The sequence below is a fragment of the Legionella jamestowniensis genome (assembly GCF_001467745.1).
Lineage (GTDB): Bacteria > Pseudomonadota > Gammaproteobacteria > Legionellales > Legionellaceae > Tatlockia > Tatlockia jamestowniensis.
Genome location: NZ_LNYG01000013.1, coordinates 1,515,593 through 1,534,143, shown reverse-complemented (window position 1 = coordinate 1,534,143; position 18,551 = coordinate 1,515,593). Strand labels below are relative to the sequence as shown.

Below are 18,551 nucleotides of genomic sequence, written 5' to 3'. Positions count from 1 at the left end.
GCCTAGTTCCCCCTGGTCAATTCTGAAAGCCATAGCGAAAGATCCTTAATTTCCTCCATACAAATAGAGTGTTCCATTGAATAAGTATGCCATTTTAAATTGTCATATCCCTGTGCTAAAAGCCAATCAATAGTCAGCTTACTCCAGGCTGGCAAAACAATGGTGTCATAAGTGCCAAAGCCGAAGAATAAAGGGGTTTTTTTCGCAAGCGATGGGCTACATTCTGAGGCTAGGGGTAGATAGGCTGACAAAGCAATTACCCCGCCTAAAGGATAGGTAACGTGTAACGCGGTGTGCAATGCCATCGCACCGCCTTGAGAAAAACCAGCCAAAAATATTTTATCAGAGGAGATTCCCTGTTCCATCTGCGCTTGAATTATTTGAAGGATTTGTTCTTCTGAACTCAAAATTCCTTCCTTGTCTTCTCTGGCAGTAAACTTTAGATCAAGAATATCATACCAGGCACGCATGGCCATACCATTATTAATGGTAACTGGCCGCACTGGAGCATCAAGAAAAACATGGCGAATAGGGACATTTACTATTAACTGATCAGCCAGTCCAGCCATATCAGAAGCATCTGCCCCCAGGCCATGCATCCAAATTATGCAAGCAACCGCTTGCTGCTTTGGTTCTTTAATGTAACTGTTTAACACCTTATCTCCAGCAGAAAAAAACACAAATTATTACTAAACCGCTGACCTATAGCAAGGTTAAATCCTTTATAAATGGTAATTTACCTTACTTTTAGGCGATGGATTAAAATAAATTAGAGACGCATAAGTAACCGTCCTCATATAACGATAGGATTGGCCAGAACGGTAAAAGCAATCTTGTCTTTTTCATCAAACTCTTTTCTCCGAAAAATTCTATTGCCCTACTTTCAGGCTAAAGGAATTATTTGACCAAAATGTTCTTTTTATATAAAGTATGCCTTTTTGAAATCAGATTTATCTAATCGAATGGAATAATGGATTAAACGCAATGTCTATTGTCACTCTCATTACCCCTGCACAATTTGTATCTAAAGGAGTTTTCAATGATAAGTTTTTAACTTATCTGGAAAATGTTCATAAAGCGTCTAATATCTATGAGCGTCTTGACTGCCTTATTGATTTAGCAACTTTCCAGGATCACGCTGAGAATCAATGCATTCTTGAACAAATAGCAATTGTTAAAAAAATGATTAGTATTATTTGTGATTGTGAATGGAGTGAAGCCATCGTTAAACGGAAAGAATTCAAAGCCATCGATCCTTACTATATACCGAATCAAACCCCTTTACACTTAAGAAGCGCTGAAAAATTTTTCAACCGCAAGACATTTTTACGTGAACGTCTGAAAGCGCATATAAAAAATTGTAAAAATTACCTTCAAGTACCTACGAAGCTAGAACAACAAGATAGTCGTCTTGGGGTGGCCCGATTAAATGAAAAAGAAAGAGAAGTTAAAAGAATTATCATCTCCCAAGGCAAACTATGGCAGTTTCATCAAGATAAACCTGATGGTCCACTAACTCTTTCTCTCTTTGATACTCGAAACCATATTGCAAGTTCAAAATATCGTGGTCGAGCGATTTACGTATTAAGCCCCCGTGGTGAGTTATTTGCGAGTTCATCAGAGATTGGAAAATTTCATCATAGCAGTCTCTTAAATGGTGGATGGGTAATCTGTGGTGGCATGCTAGAAGTCATTGATGGGCAATTAATGTACATTGATGAGTTTAGTGGGCATTATTCACCGAAACTCAATAATTTTTTATGTCTTTTACGTGAACTTAAAACTCGGAAAGTTATTAATGAAGAGACCATCATCCAAAGCAAGTTATGCCAAAGAGAAAAAAAGGGGCTCATCGTTACAGACAACAATCCCTTAAATACTATTGGCTTTCTTTCCCCCTTAGCCTCTTCCAATGATAAACGATCTCAAAGATCATGCCTCACTGAGAAACACGTTATCGCGGTAGAAAACCTGATTAAGAAATTAGAAAAAGAAATAAAAAGTTGCTGGCCTTATGCAAATAAAAATAGAAAAGCAGAAAAGGTAGAGGGATTAACGAGACTCCTTAAATATGCAAAAACAATGAATATCACTGATTCTGTTGACAAAGTAGAACAAGAATTTCCTAGTCTACGAAAAGGTAATATTAGCACTCGAGTAGCAGATTTACTGGATGATATTCGTAATAGCAGCACATTCTCTTCAGATGAAATAACATTATCCTGTAAAAATACCTGCTTTTTCTTTTAAATGTTTCTTGTACCTGCCTTTTTTGTTCAGAAAGCAAGCATAGTTAGTCTCATAGCAATGGTGCCAAGGTAAACTGAAGAGATAACATCTGCATTCAGACACCAAAAACTTAAAATTTAATTAGTTCTTAGTAATTTGATCTACAGCAACTTGATCATTTTATTACTTAATTATTTTTTTGTTGCATTTTTTTACTCTTAAGACTCCCTTAAGAACAATATTCTAACATTATGAATATATTCAAGACAAAATGCTGGAGTCGCTCAATGCCTAGCTTAATGACTGTGAAACAGCTGAAAGCAAGTGATCACAATAACCCTACGTTAGAGACTTTACTCAATGAGGTTTATAAACCTGCAACGATTTACCAACGTTTAGATAATTTAATTAATCTGTATGAAGCTTGCCAACACAGCGCGGTTGATAACGAAGTGGTTAACACACTTAAGAAACAAGCCGCTGAATTTATAGCTGTTATCTGCTCCACTGATAATATAAATGGTGCTATTGAAGAAAGGAAAAATATGCGTTCTCTGTGGCCTACCTTCCTTCCCAATACCTCTCTTAGGCATCTACGCCCACTTAAATTCGAAGATGACAAAACGACACGAATGGATCTAGTTAAGCAACGAACCGTGGATCAAATGCGCGCAGTATTAAGAAAAAAAGTGGTGGACGTTAATCCTACAGACAAAATCCTTGATAAGGAGTTAGGGGTAGTCATGCTGAGTGATCTTGAGAAAGAAGAATTCAGGTTGCTTCCAGCTCAAGATAAACTATGGCAACTAAAGCAACCTAAGGACGAAGACAATCCTTTAACCATTGAGCCTTTCGATACGACAAATCATGTTGCCCATACAAAATACCATGGAAGAGCTATTTTTGTACTTACCCCACAAGGCGAACTATTTGCTGGATCCTCCACCGTAGGCAAATTTCACCATTCAAGTTTTCAACGCGGTGGATTTGTTGTCTATGGGGGAACAATAGAAGTCAAAGGTGGGAAGCTTTTATACATAGATGACTATAGCGGACATTACGCTCCAAAAATAAAGCAATTTTTTAACCTTCTAAAAGAATTTAAAAATCGCGGACTAATTTCAACTGAAACAGAAATTCATAACAAGTTTAATGAAGCAACCGGCATGAAAGTCGGCTCATCATTACTAAATACTTATGGTTTTCTAGGTTTACCCATACCTAAAAATGAGACAGCCCCTCAAAGCGATGTCACACAATCTATCGATCATTATGAGATTCTTAGAGATTATTTTCTTAATCATGTTCAAGAGGAGAGTGCTCCTGAATGGCAGATGTTTGCTGCTGTAATGAGAGAATATTTAAAAGATCATGCCGGAACTGAGAGCAAAATGGGCGAACACTATAGTGAAGTAACTCAGCTCGCCGAAGAAAAAAATATTGGAGAAGATTTTGTTGAGAAAAACCAACCCCTTTTTGATGAGTACTTAAAGAAGATTAAAGAGTTGATTGATAAAAACGTTGAATTAAATGAACAGCTCGGAGGCAGTGAGTGGCTAACTGAGCACATTGAGAAAAAGCTCACGTTATAGCATTTTGGTTAATAAGCCAAAAGCTGTGCTGCTCACAGATTAAGCGTTATAAGGAAACGTTCTTTTTCATTCAAACTGCTTATGTTATAATCAATAAGATCTACTATTAATTTTTTACTTTTTATGTTCACTGAAATTCACTCGTTTCTTACCACGCTATCCAAAAAGCCGGCAAATTATCAGATTTGCGAAATTAATTGGCAAGATATTATCCGTTGGTATACACGAGGCAATGACGATTGTAAGCATTATTTAGTACAGGGTTTGGCGTTGCATTCACAAATCAGAGAAGAAGATATCCATACCCTTTTAAACATCTCTCCTTCCTTGGAGAGTTTTAATAATATGCAAAATGAGGCTCAAACCAGGGCGAAGACCAGCTTTATAAGGCGTGTTCAAAAAAACATGCCCCAAATTAAAGAAACCTCTCTAACCTCTGAACAATGGCTAGAGTTGTTACGCCGTTTTACTAAACAAAACAGTTCTCGTTTAACCGCCTCTTTTCTTACTCATCATTTGTCTGAAATTGACCCTTCATTGACCACTGGAAATAAAGAACAACGCCCAATACGAAAAGCAAAGGAGTTCCGCCATGGTAATAAAGCGCAACCCCACGCAAAACGGCGAAAATACAAAGATGCAGATGCTGATACAAACTGTTTAATTTTAGAAGAAAGGCCTGAAAATAAAGCTTTACACACCACCCTGGTCCAACAAGGTGTAAGACTAACCCAATTAGAGCCGGCCACACCTGAAAAAAATTATAAAAATGTCTGTCGTACCCCTGGAGGTAGAAAAGCACGTGAATTGTGGAAACATATAACAGGGGAGACAAGCATTACTTTCTTTAAGCATAAAACACCTTCTCCGAAAAAAGTACAACTAACAGAAAACATGCAAGAAGTTAGAAAAAAAATACCTAAATTACGCCTGTTTCGACATACAGAACCGGTCTTTTTTGTAGCTACTTTGGAAAAACTGGAACAACGGGAGCCTACACGCCGCATAGGTCAAAATCAATTAACAGGTCTAAGTTGTCAAAAAGTATTTGCCGCTTATAACCCGACTGTTGTTATCGAAAGCCACAGTAAATATCATTGGTCCCATCTTATCGCTCATTATTTTGGTGGTGAACAAAGCATTCAAAATCTGGTAGCAGCAACTGCTGCCTCAAATTACAATATCTTGGACATGGTCGAACATTTCATTGCTAAAAAACTGATTGAAGATAACATTGCAGCGATTAATATTCGCGTTGATCCTGCTTATGGCGATAACGAAGATATTCCAACGGAACTTGTATTTTCCTTAACTTGGGAAGAGACTAATACGCCACGAGCAGAAACTATTCGTATTAATCCTCGCTCACATGAGCGATTTACAAGTGCTACTCTTAAAACGGTTAATTTTATCCGGGATAAATTTGCCAACTTTATAGAAGCTGAGCCTGACATAACTTCTCCAAAACTTTGATAGCGGTTTTGGACTGAATTCCTTATACTTGATAAATTTACAAAAATATCGTTAAAAAATGCGTATACTCGTATTAATTGGTATCACTGTATTGACTTTATCAGCATGTGGACAAAAAGGCCCTCTTTATTTACCGGCACCTGAACCACCGCACCAAAAGCCAAGTACGATGACGAAGTGAGTTGGAAAATGGCCCTCCGATTTACAAAAATGCATGGATTAGGTAATGATTTCATTGTTATCGATGCCATACACCAATCTGTCCATTTGCAGCCAGCAGTCATTGCTGAACTTGCCCGCCGGGATACAGGCATTGGTTTTGATCAATGTTTGGTAGTTGAGCCTAGCAAAAATGAAAAAACAGATTTCTTTTATCGTATTTTCAATGCCAATGGACAAGAAGTAGGGCAATGTGGTAATGGAGCACGTTGCCTGGCACGCTTTCTTGTTCACTATGGATTGACAACTAAAAAGCTTATCACAGTTGCGACCTGCACAACCAACATGCAGTTACAAATTAATGAGGATGAAACCATTACTGTTGATATGGGCAAACCTGAACTTAATCCGCCAAAAATTCCATTTAATGCAGAGGAGTATTCAGCAATCTATCAATTACCACTACAGGATGGTTCTTTTCATGCCATACATGCTATTAGTGTTGGTAATCCTCATGCAGTGAGTCTTGTCGAGAACCTTGACGAGGTGAATGTGAGAACGCTTGGCAAAGAAATAAGTGAGCATGCCCTATTCCCGCAACAAACTAATGCTGGATTTATGCAAATCATTAATAATCATCAACTACGCTTGCGTGTTTATGAACGCGGTTGTGGGGAAACGCAGGCTTGTGGCAGTGGCGCTGTTGCAGCGGCGGCAGTGGGTAGACTTTACCATGATCTGACATCAACTATCGAAGTGTCCCTACCCGGAGGGAAATTAGTGATAGAATGGCCAGACATGAATAACTCTATTTATCTAAGAGGTCCTGCCCATTTTGTCTATGAAGGAGTGTTAATGGCATGAGAATAGTGATTCTTGGGGCTGGACAAGTAGGTGGCACCCTTGCACGAAATCTTGCCCGCGAAGATAACGATATAACCCTGGTAGACTTAAACGAAGAGCGCTTGCGTGAACTTCAACATCGTCTTGATATTCGCACCGTACATGGTTCGGCAGCGCATCCTAATATTTTGATTGAAGCAGGAATCGAACAGGCCGATATGATTATCGCGGTAACCAATAGCGATGAAATTAATATGATGGGCTGTCAAATTGCTTATAGTTTATTCAGGACACCCACCAAAATAGCGCGTATTCGATCTCGCGATTACTATGATTATCCACAGTTATTTTGCAACGAACACGTTCCTGTGGATGTTTGTATTAGTCCTGAAAACCTGGTTACAGAACATATTGAAAATTTAATTAATTATCCTGGTGTTACCCAAATCCTGGAGTTTGCCGAAGGTCAAGCACTCTTGGCGACCATTAAGCCACAACCTGGCGGTGTAATGGTAGGGAAAACGATTCAGCAATTGTATGAGCATCTACACCCCATTGAGGCCAGGGTTGTCGCCATCTTTCGCGATAAGGCTGCCATTGAGCCTGATCAAAATTACAAGATTGATATCGGTGACGATGTCCTTTTTATTGCCTCACCCCCCGCCATCCAACAAGTTTTGATTGCTTTAGGACGTTATACCCACCCTAACCGTCGAATTATGATTGCTGGGGGTGGACATATCGGTTCTAAGCTTGCACAAACGTTGGAAAATAACTACCGCATTAAAGTCATTGATCGCAACCTGTCTCGTGCCAGTGAACTTGCATCTCAACTGCACAAAGGTACTGTTTTACAAGGTGATATTGCGGACAGGGATTTATTAGTAAATGAGAATATTGAATTTACTGATGTATTTTGTGCAGTAACCAACGATGATGAAGCCAATATTATGTCCTGTTTGCAAGCCAAGCGTCTGGGTGCCCGTCATGCCATTGCCTTAGTCAATCGCAATGCCTATGTTGAATTAATTGACGATAGTAATATTGACCATGCGATTTCCCCTCAATTAATTACCATCGGTAGTATTTTGACAAAATTGCGACGTGGAAACATGGTAAAAGTCTATCGCTTACAAAATGATGAAGCAGAAGCCATCGAATTAATTACGCACGGTGATCATTTAACCTCTCAAGTTGTAGGACGCTCCCTGTCGCAAATTGAACTACCACCTAGCAGCTTTATTGCCGCAGTGATGCGCGAGGAAAAATTAATCATGCCACATCCAGAACTTGTATTGGAATCAGGGGACCATGTGATATTGTTGTTACTCAAAAGGCGGTATGTGCGACAAATTGAATCACTCTTCCAAGTCAGCCTGACGTTTATGAGTTAATCATGCAAATCAAAACCATTCTGCGTCTGTTAGGTTTGCTTTTGATGATGTTCAGTGTGAGCATGTTGACTCCACTTCTCATCAATTTTATTTTCCATGAGCAATTCTGGTTGCCTTTTGTTGCTGCTTTTTTTTGTACATTTACTACGGGTACCGTCCTTTGGTTCAGCTTTAAAAAAGAACATCAAGAACTTAAAATTCGAGATGGTTTTTTACTCGCGGTACTTTTTTGGTTTGTTCTTTGTTTGTATGCTTCCTTGCCTTTTATTTTTGCTATTAAACATCATAATCACAGCATGACTGATGCACTGTTTGAGTCGGTTTCCGGCTTTACCACAACAGGGGCAAGCATTATACGCCATGTTGAAGGTTTACCTCATGCTGTGCTGTTTTATCGCCAACAATTACAATTCCTAGGAGGGATGGGAATTGTAGTGTTAGCCGTTGCTATTCTGCCAATGCTTGGTGTGGGTGGCATGCAACTGTTTAGAGCAGAAACCCCCGGCCCCATGAAAGAAAGCAAACTGACCCCCCGTATCGCTCAAACCGCAAAAGCACTCTGGTCTTTGTACCTATTGTTAACATTCCTATGCTGGCTTAGTTATTGGATGGCAGGCATGGATTGGTTTGATGCATTAGGTGAAAGTTTTGCTACTGTTTCAACCGGTGGCTTTTCCATGCATGATGCCAGTTTTGCTTACTACCACAATGATATTATTGAGCTAATAGCCTGTTTTTTCATGCTATTGGGTGCAACCAATTTCGCCCTTCATTTTATTGCCCTAAAGAAAAGAACATTACTTCCCTATTGGCATGATGAAGAATTTCGCTTCTATCTTCTTTTTTTAGTAGGTGTCAGTTTACTTATTTGTGTAAGCTTGGTGTTTTATGGTTTTTTTGAAGCGAATCCTCATGCTTTAATAAAAAGCTTATTCAATGTCATTTCTCTCGCGACCACAACAGGTTTTATTTCTGCTCCTTTTAGCACCTGGCCTACCTATGTACCAGTTTTCCTTATGCTATTGGCTATTGTTGGTGGCTGTGCGGCCTCTACCAGCGGCGGGGTGAAAGTAATTCGCGCACTTTTAATTTATAAACAAAGTAAACGAGAAATGATCCGTTTATTGCATCCACATGCCTTAATTCCCGTTAAATTTGGTAAACATAGCTTGCCTGAGCCAATTTTAGAGTCAATGTGGAGCTTTATTTCTGTATTTATCGCTCTTTTTTTAAGTCTAATGATTTTATTAATGGCTTTTGGTAATGACTTTATTACTGCTTTCTCTGCGGTTACTGCAACGCTTGCTAACGCAGGTGCAGGACTTGGTGCTGTCAGTGATAATTTCGCAGACCTTAACCAACTTAGTAAGTGGGTATTAATTTTCTCCATGCTCGCTGGTCGTCTGGAAATATTTTCTCTTCTTATTCTATTTTCACCTCATTTTTGGCAAAAATAACACAGATATTGAAATTTTTTTTCAAATCGTTATGCTGGTTATAGACCCAAAATACTCCAAAATGCTAAATTTTAAACGTTTGATGGATGGAAAATGGATAGTCAACAAATAGCATTTTGGAGCACCTTGGGTATGCTACCCAAGGATTGGAAACTTACCTTTAAATTTGTTTAAGAGACGTTACAGCGATTCAAGTCTAACAGGAGTTGGCTATGGGTAATCACTTTGTGACATCATTTCTCTCCACCATTGATCTTGCCACAGCACGAAAACTGTTTGCTGAAGAACAGCCAGACTCAACCGTATTGAACCTCACTGTTGACAAACTTATTGAACAGCAAGCCTTTGATAATCTCGCAATAATCCTGACACTTCTTTGTGAGAATGAAGCAATTAATCCTTACTTTGAATTAAAAAGCAAAGTGCTACTGCCTTTATTAATCGAAGCACTTGATAGTTCCAATGACACCCAAATTAGGGAAAAACTTAAACATTTAGACATTCTTTTATTAGATAATCAAACCTCTTGGCAAGCGATCCTTTCTCAGCTTATTAGCTGGATTGAAAGTCACCCGCAACATCCAGGCTTCCTCCTCCTGCTCCAGCACCTCCCGGCTACACAACGTGAGCGCCTATATAGCCGTTTGTTAGAGACAGCCGACGGTAATCCTTCGTGGCTAGCAACTCTGATAACTTACATCCTTTCCAATCGGCCCTCTGATAGTTTGCAGAAAGAACTGCATCGTCACTTTGCAAAACTTGCCAGTTATGTACTGCTATCGCCTGTGTCTCATGACAATATTAATACGCTTTCATTGGCACTTACGACAGAACAGCTAGTAAATATAATCTTTCAGTTGCGAGCGATTGCTGCAACTTATTCCTCCGAGACTCGAGAAAAACTACATCAGCGTTTTAGCGAACGACGTCAAATTTATTTATATAAGTACGATGCCCTAGCTACGGCTTTAACCGTTCGCGCCACCAATTCGCAAGCCGAATATGAACAGTTGATTCATAATAATAGCGAACTTGCTAACATTTTAATGATTAAGCGACTTAAGAGGCAGGTAGCCTATAACCGCCAAAAAGAATTAGTTTTGGAGTTATTAACGCATAGCGATAAATATGATTTAAAGGATCCGTTGCTCAAAGCTGCTGCTACAGAGTCATTTTTGACCGTTTTTACTCAATTAAGCCAACGTGATTTAATTCCTTGTTTTAGAAAATATTATTTATTTTATAGCAATAAAAATTTGGCTGAAGTCATTCGTTTCCTTGATCTTTTTTCTAATAAAACGCATGACCTCACCAAAATTTTAAGTTGTATCAATGAAATTGATGATGAGGATAGAACAATTACTATCAATTTTGTTACAACCAGCAAAGTAGCCAACTATGAGTTAATGGGAAAGTGCCTTGAGCGCCTCAATGAAAAGCAATTGATTAATCTGTGTGGTCATATGATGGCTTTACGTCAGATTACTCGTAATGAAGGTGAGTTGCTATCAACAATTTATTACCGCATTTTAGCAAAAAAAATAAGTGCATCCCCCTCTTCAACACAGCATTTTTTAGATTTAGCACGAGCCATCAAGTTACTACCGGATGAATTCATTGACGAATCAACTACCAGCTTGCTGTCTTTTTTTAAAACAAACAGTGTGCTGCATTATCAATGGTTGAGTGCATTATTTGCAGTTGGCATTAATAAGACAAGACTTCTGTCTCCCTGTTGCGAATTGTTAAAACAAATTAAGCCGTCGGAAAAGTTATCCTTGCTGCAATATTTTTCCAGCGAAGAACTGTTGGTCTTTTATTTGTACATGTTACGCAATAATGCATCTATAGAAGATTTTGATTGTCTGGTTGAGTTATTAAAAACAACGGATAGGCAGCCCTTACTATTATATTTGCTTTTAAATACACCACCTCATCAAGCCTTTCTTGATCAATTAATGCCTTTTATCGAGGATAAAAATTTAATTACGCTTATAGAACAGCTTATCGATAAAGTGAAGGAAGATAAAGATTATACAGCAACACTGAATGAGCTTTTAAAACACTTCTGTCACCGATTGCAAACGGCACGCGAGGAAAATGCGCCTTTGCATCAATGGGTAGATGGAAGTCAGTACGTTGAACCTTTAGCATTGCATTTACTGGAGAATCCCGTTTGTTTTTATCTTCTCTCATCTCGTTCGTCATTTTTTCAAGAGCTAACACCCATGCTTTTGAAAATTTATTTAGGGAATAATGCAGCTGCTGATTTAAAATTAAGGATCAACCGTCTCTTAAACCTTATTCATTTAACGCCACAAACAACTGCAAGCATTGCGCTAAATTTATTAAGCTATTTTCAAAGCAGCCCAAAGAAATTACAAACACTATTTACAAATCTGGAGGCAGCCCAACATAGTCTCAATCATCAGGGTCAACAAAATTACCGTAATTTAAAGCAGGCTTGTTGGCATTTACTAAAGCCCAAAACAGATCATTATGACGATACCTGTTGCGTGACCCTTTTAACCACACAGCTTGGTGTTGCACACTGCTTTGACCCTGTTTTGGCAAAACTTGCTGTCAATATTAGTGAAAGTGAAGATGCTCATCTTGGCGCACAATATTTAACGCAGATAGAAGCAGCTGCATTGGAACAAATAGCGCCGGCATCCTTAGCGATGATTTTAACCAAATCAACCCAAGATGCTAATTTAACCAACTGGCAGAAAGTAGCATGCTATTTAAAAAATCGGGATTTGGCAGAAAATCTGGTCTTTATAAAAAATTTGATTAGTCATCTGAAAAAAAGCACCAATCCTGTTTTGCTTAAACACGCATTACAATTTCTTACTCAACTTGAGGGTTTCGAAAAACTTCTACCTCATCTAAAAGAGGATGAGCTTCAATGGTTTTTGCAAGAATGCAGCAACAACAAACTCATTAAAAAAATACCTTATTGGTGTAATTTACTGCTTAACCAATCGACTTTCGATAAATTAAATTATGCTTCATTGTTCATCTTGCTGCCACAAGAGCAACATTGTCTTGAATCGATTTATCAAAATGAAAACCTAAAACCGCATTTACATACCCTTTTTACTCAATTAGCATCTTTAAACGCCAAACCTGCTCATTTTATAACGCTTTTTAATGAGTTAAGTAAAGAATCCACGCAACAAAAGCGTGAACTTATTAAGAAAGCACAACTCTTAATGCAAGCCCCTACCATAGAACCCATCGCATTATTTGTAATTAATATGCTGTTATTGACATTAGATGATTTACAAATAAATTCGTCTGCTGATGTACAATTAGTGTTGCAGCATCTGCAACTAATTAGCAATTTTGCTAAAAAACAACAAGAAAAAAGTAATAGCCCCGACTGCTTTTCTCATGAATTACATCAATTGATTTTAAATACCTTCTCTTATCTTTTCGAACAAAATAGCCGTTGGGCCAACCAGTTATTAGTTAGTGAAGAATTTAGCCATATTGCAGTGGAGTGGCTCAATCAAGTCGATGCGAAAAGCATCGAACGCCATCCTTTTACAAAATTACTACTGCAAAATGCAACATTGCAATTCCACCCAACATTAATCTATGACCCTCGTTTTCAAGCATTTGTAAAGCAACTTTTAACCACTCCCCCTGCGTCAATGAACGAGGATCAATTTGCACTCCTCTTTGAAAAATTAACCGCAGAAAATCAAACAGAACTTGCCTTCAAATTATTGCAGCAACCTACTTTGGGTGATGTGCAATGGTCTTCCTTAATGATCCTAGCCCATACGCTGCCAGTGGCAACGCTCTATAGCATTTATGCAGAAAGCAAAACTCGTTTTGTTTTTGTAGACTTATTAGCCAGGCATCATGCAGGGATGACTTTTCTTAGCGAAGCACAGCGAAATACTCTCATAGCTGAAATCACCTCTGGGAAACAAGTTTTGCGTATTTTGGATAGTTATAGTCCCGTTGCAACAAAAATAGACTTTGTTGACGCTATTTTTAGTTATCTTGAAACGACCGGCACCCCTCTTTCCAGTTGGCTTGAAGCAATGAATGTTGACACCCAAACAATGACAGCTTTTTCCAATTTCACTACCGGTGAAAAAAACAAACAAAAATTATACGAAGCTATTAAAAACGACCACTATTATGAGCATGGCATTAATGACTATTTACAAAACCCTACCTTGGATATGTCATTAGAGCCGACAGGGCTTTTGTTTTCACTATCTACTCAAATTGCACTTAATCCCTGGAAAGGCTGGCAATGCCAATTTTCACTTCTAAAAAAACTGCCTCCCAATATTTTAAAGCAAATAATTCAAAATCAATTTGAATTATTTGAGCAAGTTAATCAACTCACTGTTTTTTTTGAACCCTTAGGCGTATGTGAAGAAGTTGCCCCCCACATGCTGCTGAGTGCACGCTGGGTTCAGAGCCTGCCTCTAATCAATAGTATCTTAACAAGTATTTCCCGCTCTCAGAGGAACTCCGAGTTTAGGAATCTCTTTCTACCTACAGCGCTCTATCAGCAAGTTATTTTGCCACTTCTAAATGAATCGCTAAGCGCTGACCAAACTCCATTCGAATCGTTCTACGATTTACTTGTGGACTATGCACAAACCATTAAAGCAAACTTACCAGCTCACGAGCCACTAATCAGTAGCGACATTCTTCAATATCAACATCATTTACAAGCGATTGAAAATTATTCGTTTCCAAAGCTAATTCAATTACTTAGGCCCCATTCTTATTTTTGCAAAATAAAAAATGGCTTAGTTAGTGCTCTTCACGAAACCGAAATCGAACTATTAAGTACGGCTGCACAGCGCCATAAAGAATGGCTTTCCTCAAAGAAATTTTCCCCGTCAATGCAATTGGCCAAATTATTAACCGCTTTATTACAATGCCCTAAGGTGCTAGAAGATGATGTATTCAGGCGCTGGCTTTTATTGCACTGTTTTTTTTCCCCTATAGCAGAACCTGTAGATGAAAACCTATTGAAGCAGTTAATCAGCTATTTCCCTACCAAGGAATTGGAGGGTGAACTTTCACTCACTTACCAGCGAATCCAGCGGATGGGTGAGGCTTATAAGCTATTAAAGACGTTTAATACCACGTCTTCTCTATCTGAAATTACCCAGAGCTTATATACTCAATCGGTTGAAAACTTAACATTGGCATTGAGTGCTACACAGTTTGCTCATTTACCTCATTTATCAAATCTCTTATTAATGGTTTTACAAGCCAAAAAAACCAATTTATCCTTGCAACAACTCCAGGTTTTATTGCTGCCTTCTCAATTTAGTCATCAGCTCGATGTAGAATGGTTTCACCTGGAAATTGCAAAACTTAATGATTTGGAATACGAGCTGACGGAACGCTGTCGACACTTATTGGCTCTCGGGTTAAGCGCACATAATGATAGTCAGGATTTGGCACGATTAACTGCGCTTTCGCATTCATTTATTAAAGATAATTTAGGCTCACTAACTCGGATTCTTACGTCTTATCAAACCGTATTCTCATCCCCAGAGAAGAATTTTCTTGCGCACAAACTGCTTCGTTTTTTGGAAAACCTACACTCAGACCCTCAAAAAACGTCAATGTTGCTAAAAAGTTTGAACACTACCTTTGTAATAGACATTATTAATTTTGCGCTGACAGACCCTAAAACCTATGAAGAATTATTACTTAAGATTATTGATGCTGGCTTTGGCGAGCTATACCAGAATCGCTTGTCTGCCAAGATGGAGGACGCATTTAATTTCAAAAGAAGTAAAGAAGATACGGTGTTTCTTACCAACCTTTCTTTAGAGGATTTTGCGAGTCTAAGTGTGGCTCAGGTTGAAGAACTCCTTATCCTGCAACGACTTTATTTTAAACTAAAACCCTTGCCCCATTTAGCTATTTGGAGTCTGGGAAACGAGAAAAGTGAGTATAAGCAATTTTGCGCCGACGCCTCGCTTTATCAGAGCCTACTTCAAATGCAACAAAAACTTAAAACATTTGGACTGGAAGAAGATTTATTAATAAAAGCCAAGCAAAATCTTGCCGCTTGTTTTAATTTCTTCAGCATTAACAATAAGGCCATTGGCTATTATACAATCATGGAAAAGTTTCATCGAGAAATGAATATCCAACAACCTGGCATTTATTTTCACTGGTTGTGCTTACTTTCTTTTTTTACCGAAGACCGTAGTATTTTAATTTCCTCTTTTATTGAGTGGCTGCATCAGACTAGCGAGCCTAGTTTGGCAAACCAAGCATTTTTAAAAAAACTATTACTTCACATTTTAAATCTTGGGTTATTAAAGGATTTGTGTAAATGTCTGGGCAAGGAGAAAGGAATTACAGGAGTAAAAGCAAATTGGCTTTATGAGCACATCCGTACTCAATCTGACGCGGTATCTTTAATTTCGAATATTGTGCTTGGATTTTCTTGGGATTGGTTAAAAGAGCACATAAAAAATTCATCCCCTGAACATATAGCCCTACTCGATAGTGTGTTGCAGCAGGAAAATCACGTCAAAATGATTACTACCAATGCTGATACGAAATTAACGTTGTACGCTGTCTTAAACCAATGTCAATTTGCAGTCAATGATTTAATTAATTTACAAAAAAAGAGTGATAACCCTATCATTAAGTCCCTTATTGGCGCACATCTATTGGGACGTCAAGACTTCATTGATCAATTACAGGGTGAAGCGTTTATTGCCCAATTGGCAGATGCAGAAAAACCCTTGTGTCCTCGCCTATCCCCCCTAATAAAAGACCTGCATCTTGAAGAGCTTCCTTCAGATGTCGTCAAACAATTACATCCAGAAGCAGCTGCAACCTTATTGTGCTCTATTAAAAACTTTCATCGGCTGGATAAAGTATGTGTTGAGCCTCTCCTACACATCCTAGGGGAACAGACAGAAGTTTTCATTAGTTACTGGCTCACTTATTTGGCTACTATGCCAAATAGTGTAAAGCCTCTAATCGCCATGACTAACCTTCTTTCAACCAAAATTCCAACGGCGCTAGCTAACCTGTCTGAGAATAAAAGACATCCTATTCTTTCTCTGTTCATACAACATCTTAATGAACTTGATGGGACGCGCGTTAAAACTTTTATCCCCTTATGTGAGGAGTCCCACCTTAATTATGCCGCCCATCTTTATCTCTACAAAGGTCAGTCAGAAACCATCTCGGTGCAATTTATTCATGAGTTAACGGATAAGCTACTTGAAAAAAAGGCTGCTTTTTCTTCACAAACCATTCAGTTGCTTATGCGTTTGAGTGAAGACAGCAATTTTAGTGCCTTGCGAGGGAAATTAGGTAGGGCAACCAGCGATTATTTGCGCAGCAGTGCTTTATTTGCCGACTGCTCCATTTTTTATGATGAGGGTCGATTGAATATAAAACGTATGCAAAAATTGGTTCCTTTACAATCGGGTCAAAAAACAACTGAAGCACAACACCATTTTCTTCAAGCGTTTACACAAACATTTAAAAATATGTTCATTGCACAAGAGTCTTCTGCTTTACAGTTAAATGACCTAACCATTAACCCATTAATCGATGTCATCATGAAAGATAGTGACAAATTACCCTCTTTTGATTATTTTTTAATTCACTATCATGGAAAATTGGAACCTCTTGAACGCTGTTTTAATGATTACCTTGATTATTTAACTGAAAACACTTCCTCCACAACAAGTAAACGCTTGCATACGATTGCATGGCTTTTAACCCGCGCAGAAATGAATGCAAACATTAAAGGAATCCTTTTTAATGCCCTTCTTTCCCATCCGCAATTATTGGATGGCCAAATAAGCGGCGGATTGTTAATGTTCAATTGTGAACAAGCGATTCTTCGCTTTGGTATGAATGGCAACTATCAAACCGTCATCAATTTATGTTCATGGGGTTTGCCGTTTTTAGAGGTCGGTTCAGATGATGAAAAAATGGCAAAACGCGCGTTGAAAGAAGCGCAATTCGAATCCTCAATAAGTACGGTTACAGGGTTTCTTGCCCCACTTCGGGTATGGCTTAAACGCAGTTTTTTTTATGGCTGGGAAGCTTGGTTTGAGCCCCGAAAGCCTCACTATGTTTTACTTAACAACACCCGTAATTCAGAAACATCTTCTTCGACAATCATTTTACAAAAATTGCAAACTGAAAAAACCGGTGAAGACAACCCCACGGAGGAAAATCGTTTATCGCGTGAAAACCTGGAAACACTTCTAACGCATCTCGATGCTACAGCCCCTATTCCTTCCCTCACAACCCTGGTTCATGCGTTAAGCATTTATGATTGGCAAAAAGCCATGACCACAGAAATACAAACACGAAAAACAGTCGATGATTTATTCGATGCCTTATGGCAACGCACAAAGTGGGATAAAAATTTGGCAAATTGGTTTTACCCGCACCTTGATCCCTTTATTAACAATCGACAACGATTAATTGGTCTTTATATTCAGGAAAATCAACAGGAACATTTAACCTCTTTGTTATCAAGGGCAGTTGCAGGCCCAGGACAATTTCAAGATTTAGCAAACCTTTTATTCGAATCAGAGGAACCTAAGCTTGTCACGCAGCAAGAGAGTGAAAGCGTTCCCTTGCGCACCAATCCTTCTTCTATATTGGAACAAGTGACCGATGGATTTTCCTCTATATCGAGTTTTTTTTGGACACCTATTAGCAATAAGATTGAAAATATCCAAACTTATACTGCTGCCGCTGTTCAACCATCTTGGCTAATCAATTTATTTAGGCGATGAATGAATATTCTCTATTAATAAAGAAGATGAAAGCCTGCGTTAATAACCATAATTATTTTCTCCACTTGAAAATTTAAAATTTGCCACCATGCCTATGGTTATAAGCTTAACTTAAACAAGGAGAAAAGTTATGAATATTACGAGACGTGATTACTATCCTCTGCGGGATTTCTCTAATCTTCTGGAGAGTTTCTTTAAAGGACAACCCGATGATTCTTCCTTTATAGACACCAGCACCTGGGCACCTGCTGTTGACATTAAAGAGGAAAAAGATCGCTTCCTTGTTCTTGCCGATATTCCAGGCGTAAAAAAAGAAGATATTCATATTTCTTTAGAAAAAAATATTCTAACGATCCAAGGTGAACGCCATTTTGAAAAAATGGAAAATAAAGATAATTACTCCAGAGTAGAACGCATGCAAGGTCAGTTTTATCGTCGCTTTAGTTTGCCAGAAACAGCAGATGACTCCAAAATAAAAGCAAAATGCAAGAATGGGGTATTAGAAATTACCATTCCTAAGAAAGAAACCCCTCCAGAAAAGCGTATTGAAGTTACAGTAGAGTAATGCGAGGGGGTAAAATGCCCCCCTTCTCATTTCTGGCCCATCATTCATTGAGCGGT

Annotated in this window: 10 protein-coding genes; 9 read left to right on the top strand and 1 reads right to left on the bottom strand. The window is 38.5% G+C overall.

Translation table 11 applies throughout. From position 1 onward, the window contains the following. Positions 1–2: 2 nt before the first annotated feature. A complete protein-coding gene (locus Ljam_RS11125) occupies positions 3–641 on the bottom strand; it encodes an alpha/beta hydrolase (RefSeq protein WP_074881812.1) in 639 nt (212 codons plus the stop codon). 343 nt (positions 642–984) lie between these two features. Between Ljam_RS11125 and Ljam_RS11120 the strand changes: the two genes are divergently transcribed. From Ljam_RS11120 to Ljam_RS11085, 9 genes are all read left to right on the top strand, one after another. Continuing rightward, positions 985–2,250, top strand: coding sequence for a hypothetical protein (locus tag Ljam_RS11120; protein WP_058450089.1), 1,266 nt, complete (start codon positions 985–987; stop codon positions 2,248–2,250). 266 nt (positions 2,251–2,516) lie between these two features. After that, positions 2,517–3,821 carry a hypothetical protein gene (locus Ljam_RS11115; RefSeq protein WP_058450088.1) on the top strand — a complete coding sequence of 435 codons (1,305 nt, stop codon included), beginning with the start codon at positions 2,517–2,519 and terminating at the stop codon, positions 3,819–3,821. Between the two features lie 123 nt (positions 3,822–3,944). Next, the gene (locus Ljam_RS11110) at positions 3,945–5,294 is read left to right on the top strand and encodes a DNA/RNA non-specific endonuclease (RefSeq protein WP_058450087.1); all 1,350 of its coding nucleotides are present in this window, start codon (positions 3,945–3,947) and stop codon (positions 5,292–5,294) included. 58 nt (positions 5,295–5,352) lie between these two features. After that, a complete protein-coding gene (gene lptM, locus Ljam_RS15650; protein WP_082651620.1) occupies positions 5,353–5,475 on the top strand; it encodes an LPS translocon maturation chaperone LptM in 123 nt (40 codons plus the stop codon). A gap of 8 nt (positions 5,476–5,483) precedes the next feature. Then, complete coding sequence (gene dapF, locus Ljam_RS11105) at positions 5,484–6,317, top strand: diaminopimelate epimerase (RefSeq protein ID WP_058450086.1); 834 nt, start codon at positions 5,484–5,486, stop codon at positions 6,315–6,317. Next, on the top strand, positions 6,314–7,690 hold the full coding sequence (gene trkA / locus Ljam_RS11100; RefSeq protein ID WP_058450085.1) for a Trk system potassium transporter TrkA: 1,377 nt from the start codon (positions 6,314–6,316) through the stop codon (positions 7,688–7,690). The genes dapF and trkA overlap by 4 nt, the downstream gene beginning before the upstream one ends. 2 nt (positions 7,691–7,692) lie before the next feature. After that, positions 7,693–9,147: a TrkH family potassium uptake protein gene (locus Ljam_RS11095; RefSeq protein ID WP_058450084.1), complete on the top strand. Its 1,455-nt coding sequence runs from the start codon at positions 7,693–7,695 to the stop codon at positions 9,145–9,147. 212 nt (positions 9,148–9,359) lie between these two features. Further along, on the top strand, positions 9,360–17,930 hold the full coding sequence (locus tag Ljam_RS11090; protein ID WP_058450083.1) for a hypothetical protein: 8,571 nt from the start codon (positions 9,360–9,362) through the stop codon (positions 17,928–17,930). A gap of 130 nt (positions 17,931–18,060) precedes the next feature. Beyond that, the gene (locus Ljam_RS11085; protein WP_058450082.1) at positions 18,061–18,495 is read left to right on the top strand and encodes an Hsp20/alpha crystallin family protein; all 435 of its coding nucleotides are present in this window, start codon (positions 18,061–18,063) and stop codon (positions 18,493–18,495) included. Positions 18,496–18,551: the final 56 nt, after the last annotated feature.